Source organism: Halomonas llamarensis (assembly GCF_023555005.1).
Lineage (GTDB): Bacteria > Pseudomonadota > Gammaproteobacteria > Pseudomonadales > Halomonadaceae > Vreelandella > Vreelandella llamarensis.
Genome location: NZ_JAMJPJ010000012.1, coordinates 53,606 through 73,823, shown reverse-complemented (window position 1 = coordinate 73,823; position 20,218 = coordinate 53,606). Strand labels below are relative to the sequence as shown.

Below are 20,218 nucleotides of genomic sequence, written 5' to 3'. Positions count from 1 at the left end.
CCATGCGGGTTTTTGTTTACGGCAGCGAGCTAAGTGCGGCGACCGCAGCGGCGGCGCTTTCTTGGGTGGGGCACCATGTGCATTGGCTTTTACATTCGGCTCAACCGTGGGAAGCGTTGGAGCAGGCTGGGTGGTTACGGCGCGAGCCTACCCTGTTTGATCAGCTGCAGCATAGCGTTGCAGAAGGCAATCTGATGCTGGTGCATGAGGTAGATAGCCTTCGTCGTTGCGACATTGCTTGGCTGTCACTATCCCCTACCCAACGTGACGATGCAGCCGCATTGGTTTCTGATCCCGCTATGCACACAAACCCTGAATTGCTGCTGGTGAATAATTCGACGTTTCCCGTGGGTGAAACCGAACGCCTGCAGGAGCTTATGCAGTCGACTCAATGTAGCGTCTCGCTGCCGGATATGCTGGAGGAAGGACGCGCTTGGACAACCTTTACGCGCCCCTCGCATTGGCTACTCGGGTGTGATGATGCCGCCAGCGAGCGTTTGGTGCGCGAGTTGCTGCGTGCTTTCAACCGTCGCAGTGAGATATTTCAGGTGATGCCTCGCCGCGCCGCTGAACTGGCCAAGTTGGCGATCAACGGTATGTTGGCCACGCGCATTAGCTACATGAATGAAATTGCCGGGCTAGCCGATACGTTGAGTGTTGATGTCGAATACGTTCGCCAGGGAATGGGGGCTGATAGCCGTATTGGCTTTGAATACCTGTACCCTGGTTGTGGGTTTGGCGGGCCGAATTTTTCGCGTGATTTGATGCGCTTGGCGGATGTACAGTTCTCAAGCGGTCGGGCCTCGGCGCTGCTTGAGCAAGTGATGGATATTAACGAACAGAAAAAAGAAACGCTTTTTCGCAAGTTATGGTCTCATTTTGGCGGCCAACTAGCGGGCAAAACCGTGGCCATTTGGGGCGCGGCCTTTAAGCCGGGCACAGCACGTATTGATCAAGCTCCTGTGTTAACGCTACTTGAGGCACTGTGGGCGCAAGGGGTGCACGTCCGTCTTCATGATCCGGCGGCCGTGCCAGCACTAGAAGATGCCGTAGGATCACGCGATGATTTAGCGACGTTCAGCGATGATCCCTATCTCGCCTGCGAAGGCGCAGATGCACTAATGTTAGTAACAGAGTGGAAAACCTATTGGAACCCGGATTGGCCTCGGCTTAGCAAGTTATTAAATGCAAAGCTCGTGCTGGATGGCCGCAATATCTATGAGCCAAGTTTCGTGGCAAGTTGTGGCCTTACCTATCGAGGCATTGGCCGCCGCGCTGATCCCACCGCTTGATAAGGAGAGCGCATGTCTGATTCCGCTGCAACGACACGAATCGTGCCTGACGTAGAACAAAGTTTGAACGCCCAGCACCTACGCCACCGCAAAGGTCCTGCTCTTTGGCCTTTGTGGCTTGCCGTAATAGCGATAATAGCCGTACTTGGCGCTGCCGCCGCGGGGCTTTGGTTTGAGCGAGAGCGACTTTTGAGCGAGCTAAATCGAGTAAGTGGTGAAGTCTCCAATATGCATGCACGCTTAGACGCGGATGACAGCGATGTAAAGGAAAGGTTAAACTTAATTCAAGCGCAAATGAGTACCCTTTTTCAAGAGCAAGAGCAGTTGTCCGTTGCGCTGAGAAACGCTCGTGAAGAGCTTTTTAGTCTTATCCCTGCCAGCGAAGATATGGTTTCGGCTGATGCCATTGAAACGTTATTGCTACAAGTAGAGCAGCAACAAGCACAAGCTCAGCTACGGGATAGCCAACTCGCCGCTATCAACGCTTCGCTCAATGCGTTAGAGCAGTCAAGCGATAGCACGCAAGAGCGCCTCACAGAGAAAATTGAGCGATTAGCGGAACAAGGCCACGAACGCAAAGAGACGCTCAATGCCCTAGAGCAAAAATGGCAACAACGCTTAACGGCGCTAGAAGGCGATTTTCGTCAAGTACGCCAATCGCAGCTTGCATTGAGTGCTCAGTTAGAAATGCTGCGTTGACAAGATGCCACGTTATTGGCTAGGACAAGATTTATGGGAATAAAACGCCGAAGACGGGCAAACAGGCTGGAATACGTCACACTCTTCCCGCTGTTATGCCTTTCTTCTGGAGCCATCGCTTTCGATGTGACGATAAATGGCGTGGAAGACGACGTTCGTGGAAATATTAGCGCCTACTTAGAAAACCTCGAAGCGGAAAAATATACCGGCATGCGCTTAGAAAACGAGGTCAAACAACGTGCTCAAGAGGCCATGCGGCCCTATGGGTATTATGAACCCACTATTAATATTGCGCTGGGTGAAGACAATGGTGAGGCAACATTAGAGATTGAGCCTGGCCCACAAGTCAGAATTGAAACACTTGCCATTCAATTGGAAGGCGATGCCCGTGAAGATCCGCCTTTTGTCCAAGCCGTCGACAATTTTCCTCTTCAAGAGGGTGACGCGTTACGCCACTCACCCTGGGATAGCCTGCGTAGCCAGCTGTCGGCACTTGCGTTAGAGCGTGGCTATTTCGATTCGCAGTTTACCGACCGGCGCATGGAAGTGCGCCCTTACCAGCAAAGTGCTCGCTTATACATGACGTTCGCCGGTGGTTCTCGCTATCAGTTTGGTGACGTAGCCATTAGCGGTAGTCATATTGAACCTGAGCGATTACAAAACTTGCGCACCTTTGAAACAGGAGAGCCTTACCGTGCTGAAGCCATCGCACAGTACAATCAGCGGTTGGGTGAAACCGGCTGGTTTCGTTCTGTGGCAGTTCGCCCAAGGTTAGCGAGCGCACGAGAACTGGTTGTCAATCCACCCTCTAGTGGCAAAGGGACTTGGTGGCAAGCGGCAACCCCCGAGCAAGTACAACGTTCTTATGTTAGCCGTGCCGCGCTTCAAAGCGTGATGAGTGTAAGCCACCGTGAAGACCCATTACTGCCCATCGATGTTAGTGTCGAACCAGCTGACCGGCATCAGTTCGAAGTAGGAGTGGGTTATGCCACCGATATCGGGCCGCGTTTGCAATTTGGCTGGCAACAACCCTGGATTAATCGTTTTGGCCACAGTTTAAACCACGATTTATATATTTCCGCGCCAGAGCAGCGCTTTTCGGGGCGCTATCGCATACCGCTAGATGACCCTCGCCGTGACAGTTACCAGCTGCAATATGGAATTAAAAACGCAGACGACAACGATACCCGTTCACTGGAAGCGACCGTTGAGGTTGCGCGGCGTTGGCAATTTAAAAACGACTGGGTGCAGTCAGTTTACCTACGCACCACTTATGATGACTTCACTCAAGGGGGAGATGCCGAAAAAGTATTGATTTACTACCCCGGAGTTCAATGGTCGCGAACCCGTACGCGCCAGCAGCGTTTTCCTACATGGGGAGACCGTCAGCAGTTTTCGATTGAATACTCCGATACCGCGTGGGGTTCCGATGCCCAGTTTTTGCGCGTTACCGGTGATACCGAATGGATCCGCATGCTAGGGCAACATAACCGCTTTATCGGCGGCATCAGTATCGGTGCCATCGAAACCGACGATTTTGATCCCATTCCGCCGTCGCTGCGTTTTTTTGCCGGTGGTGACAATAGCGTGAGGGGGTATTCGTATGAAAGCCTATCCCCACGCAACGACGAAGGCCGGTTACGCGGCGGCCAACATCTTCTCGCCACCAGCGTCGAGTACCAGCGCCGTGTGACCGGCAACTGGTGGGGAGCAGCGTTTGTGGATAGCGGCGATGCCTTTGATAATTGGGGGCCTAATGAGCTGAAAACCGGTGCTGGCTTAGGGGTTCGCTGGGTGTCTCCAGTCGGCCCTATTCGTTTAGATGTTGCCCACCCGTTTGATCACGAAGACGATTGGCGTTTGCACTTCTCCATCGGGCCGGAATTCTAGGAGGTTGTTTTGTCCCAGTTTGCTCATACGGCGCCCAAGCGTCACCCCCTTTCTGCCCGTAAACGCCTCTGGCTTCTTGTATGGAGCTTCATTCGGCTAGTGATCGTCCTGCCACTATGGTCGTTATCCCTGGTGATGCTGTTACTGGGTTGGGCGCTTTCACCGTGGGGCACCGGTGTGCTGCTGGATCAAGCCGAGCAGCGTGATTGGATCGCGTTTGATCATCGCGAAGGTAGCTTATTGGAAACATTTCGTGTTGAAGGTTTTGCCTTAGAGGCGGCGGGCATTGAGGTGACGATAGGGGAGTTTGAGCTTGCCTGGGCAGAGGACTGCGTACTTTCAGGAAAGCTATGCATCGACACCTTACGCATCGCCCAAGCCGATATCCGTCTACCGACAGCTAACACAGCGCAAGAACCCGAAGACGCATCGACAGCAAGCTCACCAAACGGCGTTATCCGCTTTCCTTTTCCTTTCTCGGTAAGAGCGCTAGTCCTGGATGACGTAACCCTCCACTTAGGTAACGGAACGAGGTTCAGCTGGAATCATTTTGATAGTGCCATCCACGCGACCGAAGGCGGCATCGATATTTCTCCCACCCACTGGGAAAAACCCGAATTGTATCTCCCTCCAAGCGGGGGGGGTCGTCTTACACAAGATACCGACACCCCGCTTAGCGCCGATGGAATCAATGCCGCCATTGCCATTCATGCGCCTCACGCTGACGCACATGAAGGTGACGAAGGAAATACTGACGTCCCGTTGTCAATGGAGGAAACGCTAGCTGAACGTGAGCCAATCACGCTTCCGTCCATCACGTTACCGCTCAATATCCGCATGCCGTCGTTTAATGTCACGCAATTTACCCTGACAGGAGCCGCTGAGTATCACGTCGAGACACTTGATATGGGCCTCGTTACCGAAGGCAACCGTGTGACGCTGACGCAATTAAATGCCACTACTCCCGATGCGCGTATTGCGCTTACATCGGACGTCAGGCTTCACCAGGACTACCCGTTGACGGCCGAGCTTAGCGTCGACGTATTGGAGTCGGAGCGGTTAAACTCGCTTGGTCTTGAGGCGCTGAGTGGCCAAAATCTGCACCTTAATCTCAACGGCCCGTTAAGCAACCTTAACGCTGAGCTTCGCGCAGACGGAGTACTGCAAGCGTCTGTCGAGGTCAAGATCAATGCGCTCGCGCCAACGCTTCCGTTTAAGCTTCATCTACAAAGCGATGCGGTCAGTTGGCCGCTTGCCGCGACAAGCGATGACGACAAAACAGCCAATCAGGCCTATCGCCTACAGGCATTTGATTTAGCGTTGGAAGGGGACTTAAACGATTACCGGTTGACGTTGGATACGCAAGCGTCAGGTCCTGCTATTCCTATGACGCAGCTTTCGGTTTCAGGTGAAGGTGACATTGGACAATTTGCTTGGTCGCCACTTTCCGTACGCGTTAACGACAGCGAAATTCGCAGCCAAGGCCAAATTGATTGGCTAAACCCGATTAATCTATCAGCAATGCTCACTCTTTCTAACGTCAACCCAGGAGATTTTGTTGAATCGCTCAACGGCGATCTAAACGGCAACCTTGAGATCAGTGCACGACAAGAGCAAGAGCGCTGGGCCGTGTCGATTCCAGCGCTCAACATTGATGGTGAGTTGATGGATTATCCGTTATCGCTCAGCGCCGTGTTAGACGCCGATAGTGAACTGAATGCGAATATTCACGAGCTTCGCTTCGCTCAAGGCAATAATCGTTTAAACGCCAGCGGCGAGCTTAGTGAAGACAACATGTCGCTCGATGCCGAAATCAACCTGCGCGATTTGGCGACGCTCGCGCCGCAACTATCGGGTGCGTTAACGGGCGATATTCAAGCTCGTGGCAGCTTTTCGCAACCTAACGTAAGCGCAGCTCTCATTGGCGAGGCGCTGCAGATTGAGGAAAATCGACTTGAAACACTACGTCTTAATGCCGATGTCAGCGGGGTAGAGGATCCAAGCTTTGATATAGCGCTTAATTTATTGAACATCAACGCAGGTGGTCAAGCTATCGAGCGTGCTGATTTAAATCTCGACGGCCAACTTTCTCAGCATCGCTTAACCCTGGATATACAAGGCGCACCCCAAAACTCACTGCTTGAGCAAGCCTCAATGGCGTTGGAGGGCAGTTTTAACCAAGCAGAACAATACTACCGCGCCCGAATCACACCCCTCGAAGTCGTTTCAGACGTCGGCACGGTCCGCTTGGAAGACGCGCTGAATATCGATTACCGCTTAGTAAGCAGTGAAGCCAACGTGTCACCATTTTGTCTGCGCCGAGAGGAGGGTGGTGTTGTCTGCTCAGAATCGCCTCTACGCGCTTCATCTGAGTCAGGCGAGGCCGTGCTCTCGCTACGTGAAGTACCGATGCAAATGGTCACGCCTTTTTTACCTGAGGGATGGTCATTAGACGGTGATACCACCGCCGACATAACCGCCTCCTGGCAGGACGGAGGGCAACGTTGGCAAGCGGATATGCAGCTTTTGAGCGAACTGGCGATTACCGCGCTTAACGATTTCGGCCAACCCGTGGCGCTTCCGCGCCTAACCCTCGACACCCGCGTTAATGCCACCCCTGAGCGCGTCCAAGCTAATAGTGCGCTATCTTTTTCTGAAGCAGGCGTTGTTGGACTTTCACTGACCATGGCAGATCCGCTAGGAGAAGGTCGGCTAGATGGCAAGTTAACGGTTGAGGATGTATTACTTGCCCCCTATCGTCCTATGGTCGTTGGCATGGATACGTTGGCCGGCAGGCTTAATGGCAACGTACAAATTAGCGGTGTCACCGAGGAGCCTGACTTACAAGGCCAACTTGAACTTTCCGGCATTAATGCCGCCGGCCCAAATTTGCCGTTGGTTATCTCAGAAGGAGAGATCAACGTGGCTCTCGACGGTCCGGCTGGCACGATTGACGGCTTTATTGGCGCTGAACGTGGCCGCCTGAACATTTCCGGCGATGCCGTTTGGCCGAGTAACGAGCCTTGGCGCATGGGGGTGGATCTTAACGCAACGCAAGCACCGCTGCTCATTTCGCTGCCACAGTTTGGCCGTTTAGAAGTGGCGCCTGATATTCGCGTTCGCGTGACACCCGCGCGTTTGCAGGTGCGCGGCAACGTAGACGTGCCCTGGGCTCGACTTGAGGTGGGGGATATTCCCAGCTCCGCGACCGCGCCCAGTAGCGATGAAATCATTATCACCGAGCGTGATGATCGTGAAGCGCTAGAACGTGCGCAAGCTCGCGCTGAGAACGGAGAACCCAGCGCCGCCGAAGCGTTGGCGCAAGAGGGCATGGCAATAGATGTGCTGCTCACGGTGACATTAGGCAGAGATATGCAGTTAGCCGCGTACGGTTTAGCGTCTAATCTAGGCGGTAAGTTGGAAGTTCGTCAAAATAGTGGCGGCCTACAGCTTTTTGGCGATGTTAACTTGGTCGATGGTCGTTTTAAAGCGTTTGGGCAAGATCTGTTAATTCGGCGCGGACAAATTCTCTTCAGCGGCCCGCCTGGGCTGCCTACTCTGGATTTCGAAGCAATTCGCAACCCTGAGGTAACCGAAGATGATGTAATTGCCGGGCTCAGTGTAACGGGGCTCGCCGAAGCGCCCGACGTTGCTATCTTCTCTGAGCCGACGATGAACGAGACGCGCGCACTGTCTTACCTATTGCGCGGCCGCGCGCCAGATGCCAGTGGCGGCGGGGTTGATAATGCAGTGACCACAGCGCTCATCGGTATGTCACTTGGTCGCACTGGCGGTGCTGTTGGCTCTATTGGCGAAGCCTTTGGTATTGATAACCTCACGTTAGATACCACTGGCGCCGGGGACGATAGCCAAGTCGCGCTCACTGGCCAACTTACCGATGATATTCGTATCAGCTACGGTGTAGGGATTTTCTCTCCGATCGCCGAGCTTACATTGCGCTACACGCTGTGGCGCAACCTTTATGTGCAAGCGGTGTCAGGGGCTTCTCAAGCTGTCGATCTTATCTATGAGCTTAATCGCTCAGGCAGTCCGCGTATTTTCGATTAAGTATCTTTTTCAATCAAATAAGTAGGGATATTATGACACTCTTTGCAGGTGCACTTCCTGGGCGTGACACACCGATTTCCACCAGTGACCGACACGCGGTAAACAATGAATCGCTTCATCCTCCGTTTCCCGACGGATACGCGACGCTTGTGCTCGGCATGGGCTGTTTTTGGGGTACTGAGCAACTATTTTGGCGGGTAACCGGCGTACACGTTACGGCCGCCGGTTACGCTGGCGGTGATACGCCCAACCCTACGTATGAAGAAGTTTGCACCGGGCGTACGGGCCACGCAGAGGCCGTTTTGGTGGTATTTGATCCTAAGCAAACTGACGTGGAAATACTGCTCCAGGTGTTCTGGGAGAACCACGACCCAACACAAGGGAGCCGCCAGGGTAATGATATTGGTCCTCAGTACCGCTCCACTATCTACGTCACCGACGAGGCGCAACTTGAGTGCGCTAAACGCAGCGCCGATGTATATCAGCAGCAACTGGCTCGCGCAGGGCGAGGCGACATCACGACGGAAATAAAACCGCTCGATACTTTCTATTACGCCGAGGCCTACCACCAGCAGTATCTCGAAAAAAATCCCGGCGGCTATTGCGGCTTAAAAGGGACTGGCATTAGCTGCCCGATCAACTGAGCATGAAAGATACAACGCCATTAAAGGTAGGTTGCACGATGCCTGATGTATTCGATTTATACAAAGCTGGGGTACTTGCTCCCAGTCGCTCTACCTGCTTGGTGAGCTCATTTTTGTTAGGACTTGTTGCTATCGCTGCGATGACACTCGCCACGACAGGCGCTTATGCTGATTCACGCGGAATCTCAGCACTCCAAGACGTAGATGAAACGCGCTTTGAAAGCGAGCGTGAAGCGGTCATGTGGCGCCAGCAAGAACTGAAAGATATTGAGAGTTTATTGCGTCAACTGCGCTTTGATCTTGTGAATAACCGTGATGCAAAGGCGGCGGCGCCGCGGTTAAAAGAACTGAAAGAACGTGCTAGTGCCGACAATTTGATACCTGCGTATATTGTCGGTACGCACGGGCGCGGCTCCGGTGCACGCCCCGAGATTTGGGAAGAGTGGGACCGTTTTGAGGACGGGTTTTATGACATGGAGCAGCGCATCGATACGCTAATCGACGCCGCCAATGCCCAGGAGTATCGCGCGGCGGCGAAAGCCCTATCAGACGTCGGGAATAGCTGCAAAGGCTGCCATCGTCAATATCGCTACGATTAACATATCGTGATGACTAGGCAACGTTATTAGCTGCTCGGCTGTAGCCGGTCAATACGGTAGAGCGTTTCTACCTGAGAAAGGCCAGTCACCGTGCAGTTAAGGTCTTTCACAAGACCATCTTTTAAGCCGTAAACCCAGCCATGGACGGCGATTGGATCGCCGCGCTGCCAGGCTCGTTGTAATATTTTGGTGCGACAAAGGCTGTTAACTTGCGCTTTAACGTTAAGTTCACACATACGATCAATCCGTTCATCCCGCGCAAGATGATCGAGCGATTCGCGGTGGTGATTATAGAGTTCACGTACCGAGTGAAGCCAATAGTCGACAATGCCGCATTCACCCCCGGTAACCGCCGCCTTAACGCCCCCGCAGCCGTAGTGGCCTACCACCATGATGTGTTTTACTTTCAGCATGTCCACCGCGAACTGAACCACAGAGAGGGCGTTCATATCGGTATGGTGCAGTAAGTTTGCTACGTTACGGTGCACGAAGACTTCACCTGGCGGCAGATCGATAATTTGGTTTGCCGGTACGCGACTATCGGAGCAACCAATCCACAGGTAATCGGGGTTTTGTTGCCGTGATAGTCGCGCAAAATAGTCGGGGTCTTGTTCGCACATTTGTTCCGCCCATGCGCGGTTATTGGCTAACAGGGTATCAATAGGATTGGACATAACCTTATCTCGCAGTTGTAACGTGGAATTCATCGATAAAAAAACTTAAGCGTTTTAACCTTGCCGCGGTGTTAGGTCAATAAAGCGCCGGTATACCCAGCAGCTAGATTCAGCCTTAGGAGCCTAAAATGACAGATGTAACACGCTACGAATACGACCTCTTTGTGATTGGTGCAGGCTCTGGTGGCGTCCGGGCTGCGCGCATGGCGGCGGCCGAAGGTGCATCGGTCGCTATCGCGGAAGATCGCTATCTTGGCGGCACGTGTGTCAATGTAGGCTGCGTGCCGAAAAAACTCTATTCGTACGCAGCCCATTTTCACGATAGCTTTGATGATGCCGAAGGTTTCGGCTGGCAGTTACCCGGACCGGCAACGTTCGACTGGAACACGTTGCGGGAAAACAAAACAGGGGAAATCAAACGCCTTAACGGCATTTATCAGCGCTTACTCGAAAGTGCAGACGTGATGCTTTACAACGCTCGTGCAAGCATTGTCGACGCGCATACGGTCGTGCTGCATAACGATGACGGCGAGCAAAAAATCAGTGCCGAAAAGATCTTAGTCGCGACCGGTGGCTGGCCGTGGGTGTCGGACTTTCCAGGCAGTGAACACACCATTGATTCAAACCGCGTGTTTGACCTTGAAACGTTTCCAGAGCGGTTTTTGGTCCTCGGCGGCGGTTACATTGCCGTTGAGTTTGCGAGCATTTTTAACGGATTAGGCAGCGAGACCGAACTTATTTATCGCGGCGATTTATTCTTGCGGGGGTTTGATCAAGAAGTACGCGAATTTACCCGTGATGAAATGGCCCGTAAAGGCGTAAACCTGCACTTCAACACCAATATTGCGCAAATTGAGCAAAGCAAGGGCGCTTATCTTGTCACATTGACTAACGGCAAGACGCTTGAAGTCGATGCTGTGCTCTCCGCCACCGGACGCCATGCCAATGTAAAAGGGCTGGGGCTAGATACACTAGGGATTAACCTCGACGAACAAGGAAAAATCCCCGTTAATGATCGCTTCGAAACGGTCGTCCCGTCAGTGCTTGCCCTTGGCGATTTGATAGCAGGGCCAGATCTTACGCCAATCGCCCTGGCAGAAGCGATGCAGTTGGTTGACATCCACTTTAAGCAGCTCACGCCAGCGGCTCTTGATTACGCCACGATCCCGACCGCGGTTTTCTGCCATCCCAATATTGGCACCGTGGGCCTTTCCGAAGAACAGGCCCGCGAACGTGGTGATATTCGCGTTTATCGTACCGATTTCCGTGCCATGAAACATACGCTTTCCGGCAGCCAAGAACGCACGCTAATGAAGCTAGTGGTCGACGACGTCACCGACGTGGTGTTGGGTGCCCACATGGTCGGCGAGGAGGCCGGCGAAATTATGCAGGGGATTGCCATTGCAGTGCGCGCCGGTTTAACGAAGGTCGATTTTGACCGTACCGTCGGCATTCACCCAACAGGGGCGGAAGAGTTTGTCACGCTACGCAGCTTAGCGCGTCGTTAAGGCACTTATCTCTAGCACTTTCAAGGCGGGCATTTGCCCGCTTTTTTATGATTGGGATGCATCGCAGAAAAGTCGTCTAAACTGAAAAAATAGCGCTAAAAAGGGTTTACCAATCCATAAAGCGCAAATAGCATAACAAAAATTTATAGAACAGCTGCTTGTAAATAATTTGATTTTTGAATTGCTCATAAGCAACTGTTATAATCCTTCTCGAAATCGCAAAAGCGAAGCATAACTATGACCACCCCAATACAGCCGTTTACTCCCTCTGCGGACCTTATTCGACCCACCGTTGCTGATGCGGTTGTGGGGCATGCCGAAACCCCACTCTTTATTCGTAAGCCTAACGCTGACGATGGCTGGGGCATTTATGAACTGATCAAGTCATGCCCCCCGCTTGATGTAAATTCTGCCTACGCCTATTTGCTGTTTGCCACGCAGTTCAGAGATACCTGTGCGGTGGCAACCAATGAAGAAGGCGAAGTCGTGGGATTTGTATCGGGTTACGTTAAAGACAATGCGCCCGACACCTACTTCCTTTGGCAGGTTGCTGTAGGAGAGAAAGCACGTGGCACCGGGTTAGCCCGCCGTTTGGTTGAAGCGATCATGTCGCGCCCTGAACTGAGCGATGTGCACCATCTGGAAACCACGATCACGCCAGATAACTTGGCCTCGTGGGGACTGTTTCGCCGTCTAGCAGCGCGCTGGCAAGCACCGCTTAATAGCCGCGAATACTTTTCTACCGAACAGCTCGGAGGAGAGCACGACCCGGAAAACTTAGTGCGCATCGGCCCCTTCCAAACCGATACGATCTAACGCGGCGTTTTCTCACTCGTGTTTCTTTCACGTTTTTTTATTTTCACTTAGCACTACTTTGTTTAGCACTATTATTTAGCACTACGATTTATTGTCATAATGATCAAAGGAGGTCGCCAATGCAGACCCAGACGCTTGAACGCATGGAATCGAATGTACGTACCTATTCACGCTCTTTTCCGGTGGTGTTTACTAAGGCGCAGAACGCGCGCTTGACCGATGAGGAAGGCCGTGAATATATCGACTTCCTTGCCGGCGCTGGCACGCTTAACTACGGTCACAACAATCCGCACATAAAAGAAGCGTTGGTGGAATACCTTGCCAGCGACGGCATTGTCCACGCCTTGGATATGTGGACAGATGCTAAGCGCGACTATTTTGACACCCTGGAAACACTGATTTTTAAACCGCGTGGTCTTGACTACAAAGTTCACCTGCCGGGGCCAACGGGCACCAACGCGGTAGAGGCGGCGATTCGCCTCGCGCGCGTTGCCAAAGGCCGTCACAATATTGTCACTTTCACCAATGGCTTCCACGGCGTCACCATGGGGGCGCTCGCCACCACTGGTAACCGTAAATTCCGCGAAGCCACAGGCGGCATTCCGACCCAGGGTGCAAGCTTTTTGCCTTTTGACGGCTACATGGGTGAGCACACCGACACGCTGGATTACTTTGAAAAGCTGCTAAAAGACAAATCTGGTGGTTTGGATGTACCCGCGGGCGTGATCGTTGAAACTGTGCAAGGCGAGGGGGGTATTAACGTAGCTGGCCTCGAGTGGTTAAAGCGCTTGGAAGACATCTGTCGCGCACACGACATTCTGCTGATTGTCGATGATATTCAAGCGGGCTGTGGCCGCACCGGTAAGTTCTTCAGCTTTGAGCACGCCGGTATCGTGCCCGACATTATTACCAACTCTAAGTCTCTCTCTGGCTTCGGTATGCCATTTGCGCATGTACTGATGCGCCCCGAGCTGGACCAATGGAAGCCGGGGCAGTATAACGGCACCTTCCGTGGTTTCAGCCTGGCGATGGTAACGGCAACCGCAGCGCTGAAAAAGTATTGGAGTGATGATACCTTTGAGCATGATGTGCAGCGCAAATCCCGTATTGTGGAAGAGCGTTTCCAAAAGCTTGCTGCTTTGCTGAGCGATAACGGTATGCCAGCGACAGAGCGTGGCCGTGGTTTAATGCGTGGTATCGACGTAGTATCCGGTGATATTGCGGATAAAATCACTAGTAAAGCGTTTGAACACGGCCTTATCATTGAGACTAGCGGTCAAGACGGCGAAGTCGTGAAGTGCTTATGTCCGTTAACCATTACCGATGAAGACCTGCTAGAAGGCTTGGATATTCTTGAAGCCAGTGTTAATGCTGTTATTAGCGAATAAACGCAGGCGTCATGCAAACTGATAGGGCGGCTCAGTACAGAGCCGCTGCAAACGAGGAAAAGATATGATCGTTCGTAATATAGAAGAAGCTCGTCAATCAGATCGCCTAGTCAAAGCGGAAAATGGCAACTGGGATAGCACGCGTCTGGTATTGGCAAACGACGGCGGCAATTTCTCATTCCACATTACGCGTATCTTTGAAGGTACGGAAACGCATATTCACTACAAGCACCACTACGAATCGGTCTACTGCATTGAAGGCGAAGGCGAAGTGGAAACCTTAGCAGACGGTAAAATTTGGCCGATCAAACCCGGCGATATTTACATTCTTGATCAGCACGATGACCACTTGCTGCGTGCCCACAAAACCATGCACTTGGCGTGTGTCTTCACGCCGCCGATTACTGGGAATGAAGTCCACCGTGAAGACGGCTCTTACGCACCGGCTGACGATTGATTTCAGGCGTACCGTATCAATAAGCCCGCTGATTGGTGTCAGCGGGTTTTGCTATTTAAGCACTAGCGCTGCTCAAAAATCAGCGTAATTTCGCCTAACGTGACGCCAAACTTACGCATCGCAGTACGGTTAATAAGGCGCCCATCAGGTTGAAGATACATCCAGTCGTCCATTGTAAAGCCAATCGTGCGGCCGCTGATCTCAATGTCCAGTGGGTAACGCATGTGGAAAGCATTACCGTATTGGTGCGCTTCAACGTCACCCTCGACATCATTTGCACGGCCAATCCAGCGATGCGCGTCGACACGCTCAAACGTCCATACGCGGCGTTCTCTCTCACCATTGGCGAAAACAAAAGACTCGTCTAACGTTAAGGTGTTGCCATCATAGTCACCGTCGATATCGACGGTAAATTGGCGCTGTAGTTCGCCACTATAATCCTGGACGATTCCCCAAGCACGCGTGCTACCAGCAAAATACTCGCCAATATCCAGCTTTGGTTCTCGATCAGTATATTGCTCAACATCTACGCCGGTACAACCCGCAAGTATTAAAAGCGCAAACGCCAAGCACCAATGACGATAAGCAGTGGGGATGATTCGGTTTAGAACAGAGTGCTGGGCCATAAGCGCCTCCAAAAAGTTATACAAAAAACACATACAGTTCATTAATAGTAAAATATTTTTGGGGCTGGTGCAGCCTTAATGCACGCGGTGCAGGCACATAAATTATGTGGCTTTTAAGTTCGCATAATATATATTATGTTAAATTGAATCAGAGGCTTGAATTGTAAAGATGTTACCCGCTTTGAACGCGACGGCGAAAACTGGGTGCGGTTTAAACTAGCACTGAATGATAATGATGTTGTCATTGAGGACAAGCGCGATGATTGGATTGAGGCGCCTGTTGAAAGACGTGTCCGTATTGTGCAGGCGTCAGGCGAAGACTCGCGGCCCGTCATATCATTACTGATGACGCTCGGGCCGATTCGTGAAAATGTTGAATTTACGCTTAATGACCGCTCCCATTTAAATTACCCAGTCCTAATTGGCCGTCGTTTTTTACTCGACATCGCGCTTATTGATGTTGCAGCCACTTACCTGCATCCACGCCCTGAATTCCCCGGCGGTGAGCCAGCGGAAGCTGCAGCTTAGACCAAGATGATAACGAAGAGTAGCGCTATCAAGCGCGCTTAACACTAAATATAAGGGCTTGATGCATGTTTCGGCTTCCTTTTTATGCCATGAAAGCCTGATGGCCTATACCTACGAGGGTGTGCCCGACATCCGCGTGATCATCTTTAAGGGCTACCCTGTGATGGCGATGATGCGACTCTCGACGGCCGCCTCCGATGGGAAAGCCAACTTACACCAAGGAGCGGTTGGCGTGGGGCTCGATATCGCAAGCGGTTGCGCGTTGCGCGGCGTGCAGTTTGATCGCCCCTGTACCCACCACCCAGACACAGGTCACGACCTTGCAAGCTTGATGGTGCCGCAGTGGGAAACGCTGTTGAACCTAGCCGCCAGCTGTTATGAAATGACCGGGCTGGGTTACTTAGGCACCGATATGGTACTGGACCGCCAGCATGGGCCGATGCTGCTGGAATTGAACGCCGCCCCGGGCTTGCCATACAAATGACCAACGGCGAAGGCTTACGGCGGCGTTTGGACCTGATTGAGCATCAACCCAGCGGCGTGGGACTCGAAAAGCGCGTGGCGTTTGCTCAGCAGCACTTCGCCCGCCGCAGCGAGCTGCCCGATAGCACTGACACGCCGACGGCAAGCGCGTAAACTTGCGTGAACCTGGACGCATAGAGGGAGCTCATGCCTCAAACAACCGCACTACTTCAGCAAGCCGCCTCGCAGTGCCAAGCACGCGGTGTACGCTTCACTCCGATTCGCCGCAAGGTGCTTGCGCTAATTGCCCAAAGTGGCGGTGGCCTTAAGGCTTACGACCTGCTGGATCAGCTCACTACCGAGCATGCGGCCGCACGCCCACCTACGGTATACCGGGCGCTGGATTTTTTGATCGAACAGGGGTTAGTCCATCGCATTGAGTCGCAAAATGCCTATGTTGCCTGTGCCTGCCCGGAGCACGCTCACGGTTTTCAATTGTTGATTTGTCGCCGCTGCGGTCATGTGGAAGAGATACACTTAGACGAAATTAGTGACCAGCTTGCTGCCCGCGCCGAACGCAAAGGCTTCCGTGTTGAGCGTCAAACCATTGAATTACAAGGCCTATGTGCTGTTTGTCAAACCGAGCGAGCGTAATCCATCCTTACGCCACCATTGTGGCTAATCTTTTGTCCATGAGTTAACGATATGTCAGCGTTATTCAAGCAGCTAGAAAGCACCAACCGAGATGACACCCTGCCCTCCACTTCTGACCTCCTCGATGCTGTTAAGTATAACGAGCAAGGATTGATTCCCGCTATCGCCCAGCAGTTTGATAGCGGCGAGGTGTTAATGATGGCATGGATGAACCGAGAGGCACTGGAAGAGACACTCCGTACTGACCGCGTCTGTTACTATTCGCGTTCGCGCGGTAAGCTTTGGCGTAAAGGTGAGTCATCAGGTCAGCAGCAACAGTTAAAATCCGCCACTTTGGATTGTGATGGTGATACGCTGCTGCTTCAAGTAGAGCAAACGGGGCCTGCTTGCCACACCGGGCGGCGCAGCTGCTTTTATGTGGCCATTACGCCAACACACGCGCATATCACCAGTGAACCGCTTATCGATCCCGCTGAACTCTATGGCCAACGCAGTTAATCGCTTCTTCATTCGCTTCAAAAAGAGACTTCGGCGTTTTTTTATCGTGTTGCTAACCGGCACGGTAAAAGGATATCAGCTGGTGATAAGCCCCCTACTCGGCCCGCGCTGTCGTTTCTGGCCGAGCTGCTCATCTTACACTATCGAGGCCATTCAGGTGCACGGGCCATTAAAAGGCACCTGGATGGCGGTCAAGCGAATGGTCAAATGCCACCCGGGTAGCGACGGGGGATTAGACCCCGTTCCTGGCGGCCCGAGTGAAAAGCTCTGCCAAGAAGACGAAGAGCTATGTTGTTCGCCCAACAAGCGTCCGACACTCAAATAGCTGTTTGCGCAAATATTCGACTACATTATCCCTCTTTCGCCACGCGATAAATGCGCTCAAGCATCGCGTTTAGGCCATTACTACGCGTTGGAGAAAGGTGCTTATCTAGCCCTAAATCGCCCAAAAAATGCGGCTCAGTCGTGGTGATCTCCTCAGCGGTACGTTCATTATAGATGCGCAGCAGCACCGCGATTAGCCCCGAGACGATCGCCGCATCGGAGGTGGCGCTGAAGATGAGCTGATCACCCTGCTGCTCATGGCGTACCCAGACATTGGATTGGCAACCTTGAATTTTATACTCGTCGGTTTTCCACTCATCCGGAAAATCCGGCAGCGCTTTGCCCATATCAATAATGTATTGATAACGATCCATCCAGTTATCAAACATCTCAAACTCTTCAATTAGCTCTTGCTGCGCCTGCTCGGTGCTCATTACGCGCCCTTTTATCGGTATGGATTAGAGAAGTAAAAGTCATCGCATTATAACGCGTTTACTCTTGATCCGGCGAAGACGCTAACGGATAAAGCGTCGTCAGCCGATGGCGTTGTTGTTCATCGTGCCACTGATGCGCCTCCGTGTGCAGGTAACGCGATGTCGTTTCCAGCCTGGCGTGACGAGCACTCTCAGCCAAATAACGCAGGCTAACCCCGGCTTGCGCTTGATGAGTGATAGCCGTGTGGCGCAACCAGTGTGGGGTAGCGCGTTGCAGTGCTGCGATATAAGCGGGCGCACCTTCTTCGTCTTCTAGCGCCCTGGCGGCGTCTTGAAAGCTCGCACGAATTAAACGGTAAAGCTGATTGTCACCAATAGCGCGCTTACCGTCCAACGCGCGTAGCAGTGGCGTGGCTTCTTGATACGCTGGCTGAGGCGGCAAGCCCAATGTTTTGCGCCACTCGGTAAGGTAGATAAAAAAATCATCCGGTACCGGTACCTGTGCGAGCTTGTTGCCCTTCCCTACCACTTGCCACCACCAACGACCTTCGCGGCGGTAAAAATCGCCCATTTGTGTCGCAGCCATTTCACTAATGCGCGGCGCCAGTAGATAAGCAAAGGCAAAGATGATCTGTTGCCTTGTCCGTTCGAAATGCGCTCGTGAATTTGTGCCTGGTAGCGGGCGATGCAGCCAGCGCCAAAACCAGGCCCATAAAGGCTGCTCAAAGTAGCGCTCTACCTGCCGCGTTTGGTTATTGAGCCGCCGGGATTTATCACGCATCAAACGAAAGGGGTTGTGCGCCACCCACCCCGCTTCCACCAGCCAGCTGTACATACCCTGCAAGATGACCAAACTTTGGCGTCGGCTTGCTGGCGATAATGGCCCGCGCATCGGTCGCCACTCTGGGTGATTGCGAGGTTTTGTTGGCCCGATCCATCGTGCCCGCGGTTGTGGGTCGGTAAGAAAGCCTTCAAAGCGTGATAGGCAGTGGCGATCCACCTCGTTAAGCGTCCGCCCTTCTTCATATAGCCACAACAACAACCGCTCGGCCTCTCGGCGATACGCACGCTGGGTTTGCGGGCTTTCACGATACTCAGAAAGCCAATGCGTGACAGCTTCTGCGTCATTGTTAGCATCAATGTGCGCCTTACCTGCGCTGCTGGGTAGTGCGTCCTGCTTCCCTATTAAATTCATGTTCGCGAGATGTTGCGGCGCGGATATGACGGGTTTTGGCTCTTTCACGAAGGCTCCTTTCAAGCTAAGCGTCTAATGTGCCAGTACACCCGCAGAAATTCAAGATAATACGGGTAATCTTGAATTTATAGCAATTAATGTAAATAATTTTACGTTTTATGTATTACGTAATTATTGTAATTTTAACCAAAACCTATGAAAATAGTGCTACCAATCTGATAGGGATAAGCACCATGGCTCGCAGCGGGATTCAATACAGTGATGTTCAGCAAGCAATCGACACCCTGCTCGCTCGCGGCGACACCCCTAGCGTGCAACGCATTCGGGAAGTACTGGGAACCGGCAGCTTCACAACGATCAGTGAGCATTTTCGTCATTGGCGTATTGAACGAGAGCAAAATCGCGATGTTCCGCCACCTAAAGGCGTCCCAGAAGTCATCGTTAACGTCGCAACCGAGCTATGGCGCGAGGCGCAAGAGGCCGCCAATCAAGCGCTCGTCCACTACCGTGAAGATGCTAATCGGCAGGTAGAGAGCGCCCAGCAGGAAGCCGCCGAAGCGCTTCAGCAGATAGCCAATGCGCAGCAACGAGAAAGCGCCCTTGCAGAGCATTTGCGACATACAGAACAGCGCTTGGAGTCACTTAATCGCGAACTGGCCGCTAGCCAAGCGAATGAGCATCAGTGGCAGCAACAGGCAGAGCAAGCCAATCAAGATGCTAAGCGATACCAGCAGTTGCTTGCTCAGTCTGAGCACGATGTCGCTTCGCTGAAAGAGCGCTTCACTGAAGAGCTGCAACAACGCCAAGCCGCTTGGGAACAGCGCCTTGCTCAGGAAGAGCAGCGTAACGAAGCAGCAGAAGGAAAACTGATGGCGTTACTAGACACGCTTAGACAAGAGCGTGCCCAAGAAGAAAAAGCACTACAAAAGCGCCTACTCCAGTTGGAGCAGCGATCAGACAGTTTGGCGAAAGAACTTCAGCTCAAAAAAGACACGTTGCAGCACTACCAGTTAGACAACAGCAGCCTGCAACAGCGAATTGACGAGCTTGAGCGCAACAATATATCGCTAAAAGAGCTGCACTCCAGCCTGCAGAGCGAGCTCGATAAGGCCCAACAAGCACTAGAACAGCAGCACAAAACGGCGCTTCAAGACGAAAACTGGCAGCAACAGCTTTGGCAACGAATGGAAGCCCTTCAGGCACAGTTAACAGCCCTGCCGGAGACAATTTCCTCGCAAGAAAAAACAGACAATCCACCCAATGAGTGACCTGCAGCTCATAATCATGAACAATATTAAATGCTTAAATAGGCAGGCTGCGCAGGGCTAGAGGCCTTAACTCCCTATTCTGGCTTGATTGAAGGAGGCGGAATTCAGCCTAGAACCGGACCCGCTACAACATCAACCAATCAATGGTCAAGTTCAAGCGGCTAGTATAGTCTCCCAAAGACACCCAAACTTCC

18 protein-coding genes and 2 pseudogenes are annotated in these 20,218 nt (G+C 52.5%); 16 read left to right on the top strand and 4 right to left on the bottom strand.

Features of this window, described 5'->3' with window-relative positions; genetic code table 11:
• The first annotated feature begins 2 nt into the window (after positions 1 to 2).
• The 6 genes from M8006_RS09265 (at position 3) to M8006_RS09240 (ending at position 9,192) form a co-directional block, all read left to right on the top strand.
• A complete protein-coding gene (locus M8006_RS09265) occupies positions 3 to 1,292 on the top strand; it encodes a nucleotide sugar dehydrogenase (protein ID WP_250081471.1) in 1,290 nt (429 codons plus the stop codon).
• A 12-nt stretch (positions 1,293 to 1,304) separates the two neighbouring features.
• Positions 1,305 to 1,991, top strand: a complete 687-nt coding sequence (locus tag M8006_RS09260; protein WP_250081469.1) for a hypothetical protein — start codon at positions 1,305 to 1,307, stop codon at positions 1,989 to 1,991.
• A gap of 33 nt (positions 1,992 to 2,024) precedes the next feature.
• Positions 2,025 to 3,881 (top strand): autotransporter assembly complex protein TamA, encoded by a 1,857-nt coding sequence (gene tamA, locus M8006_RS09255; protein WP_250081467.1) that lies wholly within the window; start codon positions 2,025 to 2,027, stop codon positions 3,879 to 3,881.
• A gap of 9 nt (positions 3,882 to 3,890) precedes the next feature.
• Positions 3,891 to 7,949: an autotransporter assembly complex protein TamB gene (gene tamB / locus M8006_RS09250; protein ID WP_347709754.1), complete on the top strand. Its 4,059-nt coding sequence runs from the start codon at positions 3,891 to 3,893 to the stop codon at positions 7,947 to 7,949.
• Positions 7,950 to 7,981: 32 nt separating this feature from the next.
• Positions 7,982 to 8,593 carry a peptide-methionine (S)-S-oxide reductase MsrA gene (msrA, locus tag M8006_RS09245; protein ID WP_250081466.1) on the top strand — a complete coding sequence of 204 codons (612 nt, stop codon included), beginning with the start codon at positions 7,982 to 7,984 and terminating at the stop codon, positions 8,591 to 8,593.
• Between the two features lie 113 nt (positions 8,594 to 8,706).
• Positions 8,707 to 9,192: a cytochrome c gene (locus M8006_RS09240; RefSeq protein ID WP_250081464.1), complete on the top strand. Its 486-nt coding sequence runs from the start codon at positions 8,707 to 8,709 to the stop codon at positions 9,190 to 9,192.
• Positions 9,193 to 9,218: 26 nt separating this feature from the next.
• Here the strand turns inward: M8006_RS09240 and can are convergent, their stop codons facing one another.
• Positions 9,219 to 9,866: a carbonate dehydratase gene (can, locus tag M8006_RS09235; RefSeq protein WP_250081462.1), complete on the bottom strand. Its 648-nt coding sequence runs from the start codon at positions 9,864 to 9,866 to the stop codon at positions 9,219 to 9,221.
• Between the two features lie 128 nt (positions 9,867 to 9,994).
• Here can and gorA point away from each other — a divergent pair, with 128 nt between their 5' ends.
• The 4 genes from gorA to M8006_RS09215 all read left to right on the top strand — a co-directional run bounded on the left by gorA (position 9,995) and on the right by M8006_RS09215 (position 14,035).
• On the top strand, positions 9,995 to 11,374 hold the full coding sequence (gene gorA / locus M8006_RS09230) for a glutathione-disulfide reductase (protein ID WP_250081460.1): 1,380 nt from the start codon (positions 9,995 to 9,997) through the stop codon (positions 11,372 to 11,374).
• A 237-nt stretch (positions 11,375 to 11,611) separates the two neighbouring features.
• Positions 11,612 to 12,190 carry a diaminobutyrate acetyltransferase gene (gene ectA, locus M8006_RS09225; RefSeq protein WP_250081458.1) on the top strand — a complete coding sequence of 193 codons (579 nt, stop codon included), beginning with the start codon at positions 11,612 to 11,614 and terminating at the stop codon, positions 12,188 to 12,190.
• 119 nt (positions 12,191 to 12,309) lie between these two features.
• Positions 12,310 to 13,578, top strand: coding sequence for a diaminobutyrate--2-oxoglutarate transaminase (gene ectB / locus M8006_RS09220; RefSeq protein ID WP_250081456.1), 1,269 nt, complete (start codon positions 12,310 to 12,312; stop codon positions 13,576 to 13,578).
• 64 nt (positions 13,579 to 13,642) lie between these two features.
• Positions 13,643 to 14,035 carry an ectoine synthase gene (locus M8006_RS09215; RefSeq protein ID WP_250081455.1) on the top strand — a complete coding sequence of 131 codons (393 nt, stop codon included), beginning with the start codon at positions 13,643 to 13,645 and terminating at the stop codon, positions 14,033 to 14,035.
• Positions 14,036 to 14,097: 62 nt separating this feature from the next.
• Here the strand turns inward: M8006_RS09215 and M8006_RS09210 are convergent, their stop codons facing one another.
• Positions 14,098 to 14,661, bottom strand: coding sequence for a DUF3833 domain-containing protein (locus M8006_RS09210; protein WP_250081454.1), 564 nt, complete (start codon positions 14,659 to 14,661; stop codon positions 14,098 to 14,100).
• A gap of 171 nt (positions 14,662 to 14,832) precedes the next feature.
• Here M8006_RS09210 and M8006_RS09205 point away from each other — a divergent pair.
• The 5 genes and pseudogenes from M8006_RS09205 to yidD form a co-directional block, all read left to right on the top strand.
• Positions 14,833 to 15,189, top strand: a pseudogene (locus M8006_RS09205) (ATP-dependent zinc protease family protein); the annotation flags it as partial.
• 91 nt (positions 15,190 to 15,280) lie between these two features.
• Positions 15,281 to 15,825: pseudogene (locus M8006_RS09200) on the top strand (sugar-transfer associated ATP-grasp domain-containing protein); the annotation flags it as partial.
• 33 nt (positions 15,826 to 15,858) lie between these two features.
• Positions 15,859 to 16,305, top strand: a complete 447-nt coding sequence (locus M8006_RS09195) for a transcriptional repressor (RefSeq protein ID WP_250081452.1) — start codon at positions 15,859 to 15,861, stop codon at positions 16,303 to 16,305.
• 51 nt (positions 16,306 to 16,356) lie between these two features.
• A complete protein-coding gene (gene hisI / locus M8006_RS09190) occupies positions 16,357 to 16,803 on the top strand; it encodes a phosphoribosyl-AMP cyclohydrolase (protein ID WP_250081450.1) in 447 nt (148 codons plus the stop codon).
• On the top strand, positions 16,787 to 17,128 hold the full coding sequence (yidD, locus tag M8006_RS09185) for a membrane protein insertion efficiency factor YidD (RefSeq protein WP_250081448.1): 342 nt from the start codon (positions 16,787 to 16,789) through the stop codon (positions 17,126 to 17,128). Before hisI ends, yidD begins: the two co-directional genes overlap by 17 nt.
• Before the next feature lie 25 nt (positions 17,129 to 17,153).
• On the opposite strand, the gene M8006_RS09180 is transcribed toward yidD, so the two are convergent.
• A complete protein-coding gene (locus M8006_RS09180; protein WP_250081446.1) occupies positions 17,154 to 17,561 on the bottom strand; it encodes a SufE family protein in 408 nt (135 codons plus the stop codon).
• 58 nt (positions 17,562 to 17,619) lie between these two features.
• Entirely contained in the window at positions 17,620 to 18,756 is a 1,137-nt protein-coding gene (locus M8006_RS09175; protein WP_250081514.1) for a tyrosine-type recombinase/integrase, read from the bottom strand.
• Between the two features lie 233 nt (positions 18,757 to 18,989).
• Here M8006_RS09175 and M8006_RS09170 point away from each other — a divergent pair, with 233 nt between their 5' ends.
• Complete coding sequence (locus M8006_RS09170; protein WP_250081443.1) at positions 18,990 to 20,024, top strand: DNA-binding protein; 1,035 nt, start codon at positions 18,990 to 18,992, stop codon at positions 20,022 to 20,024.
• The last annotated feature ends 194 nt before the right edge of the window (positions 20,025 to 20,218 follow it).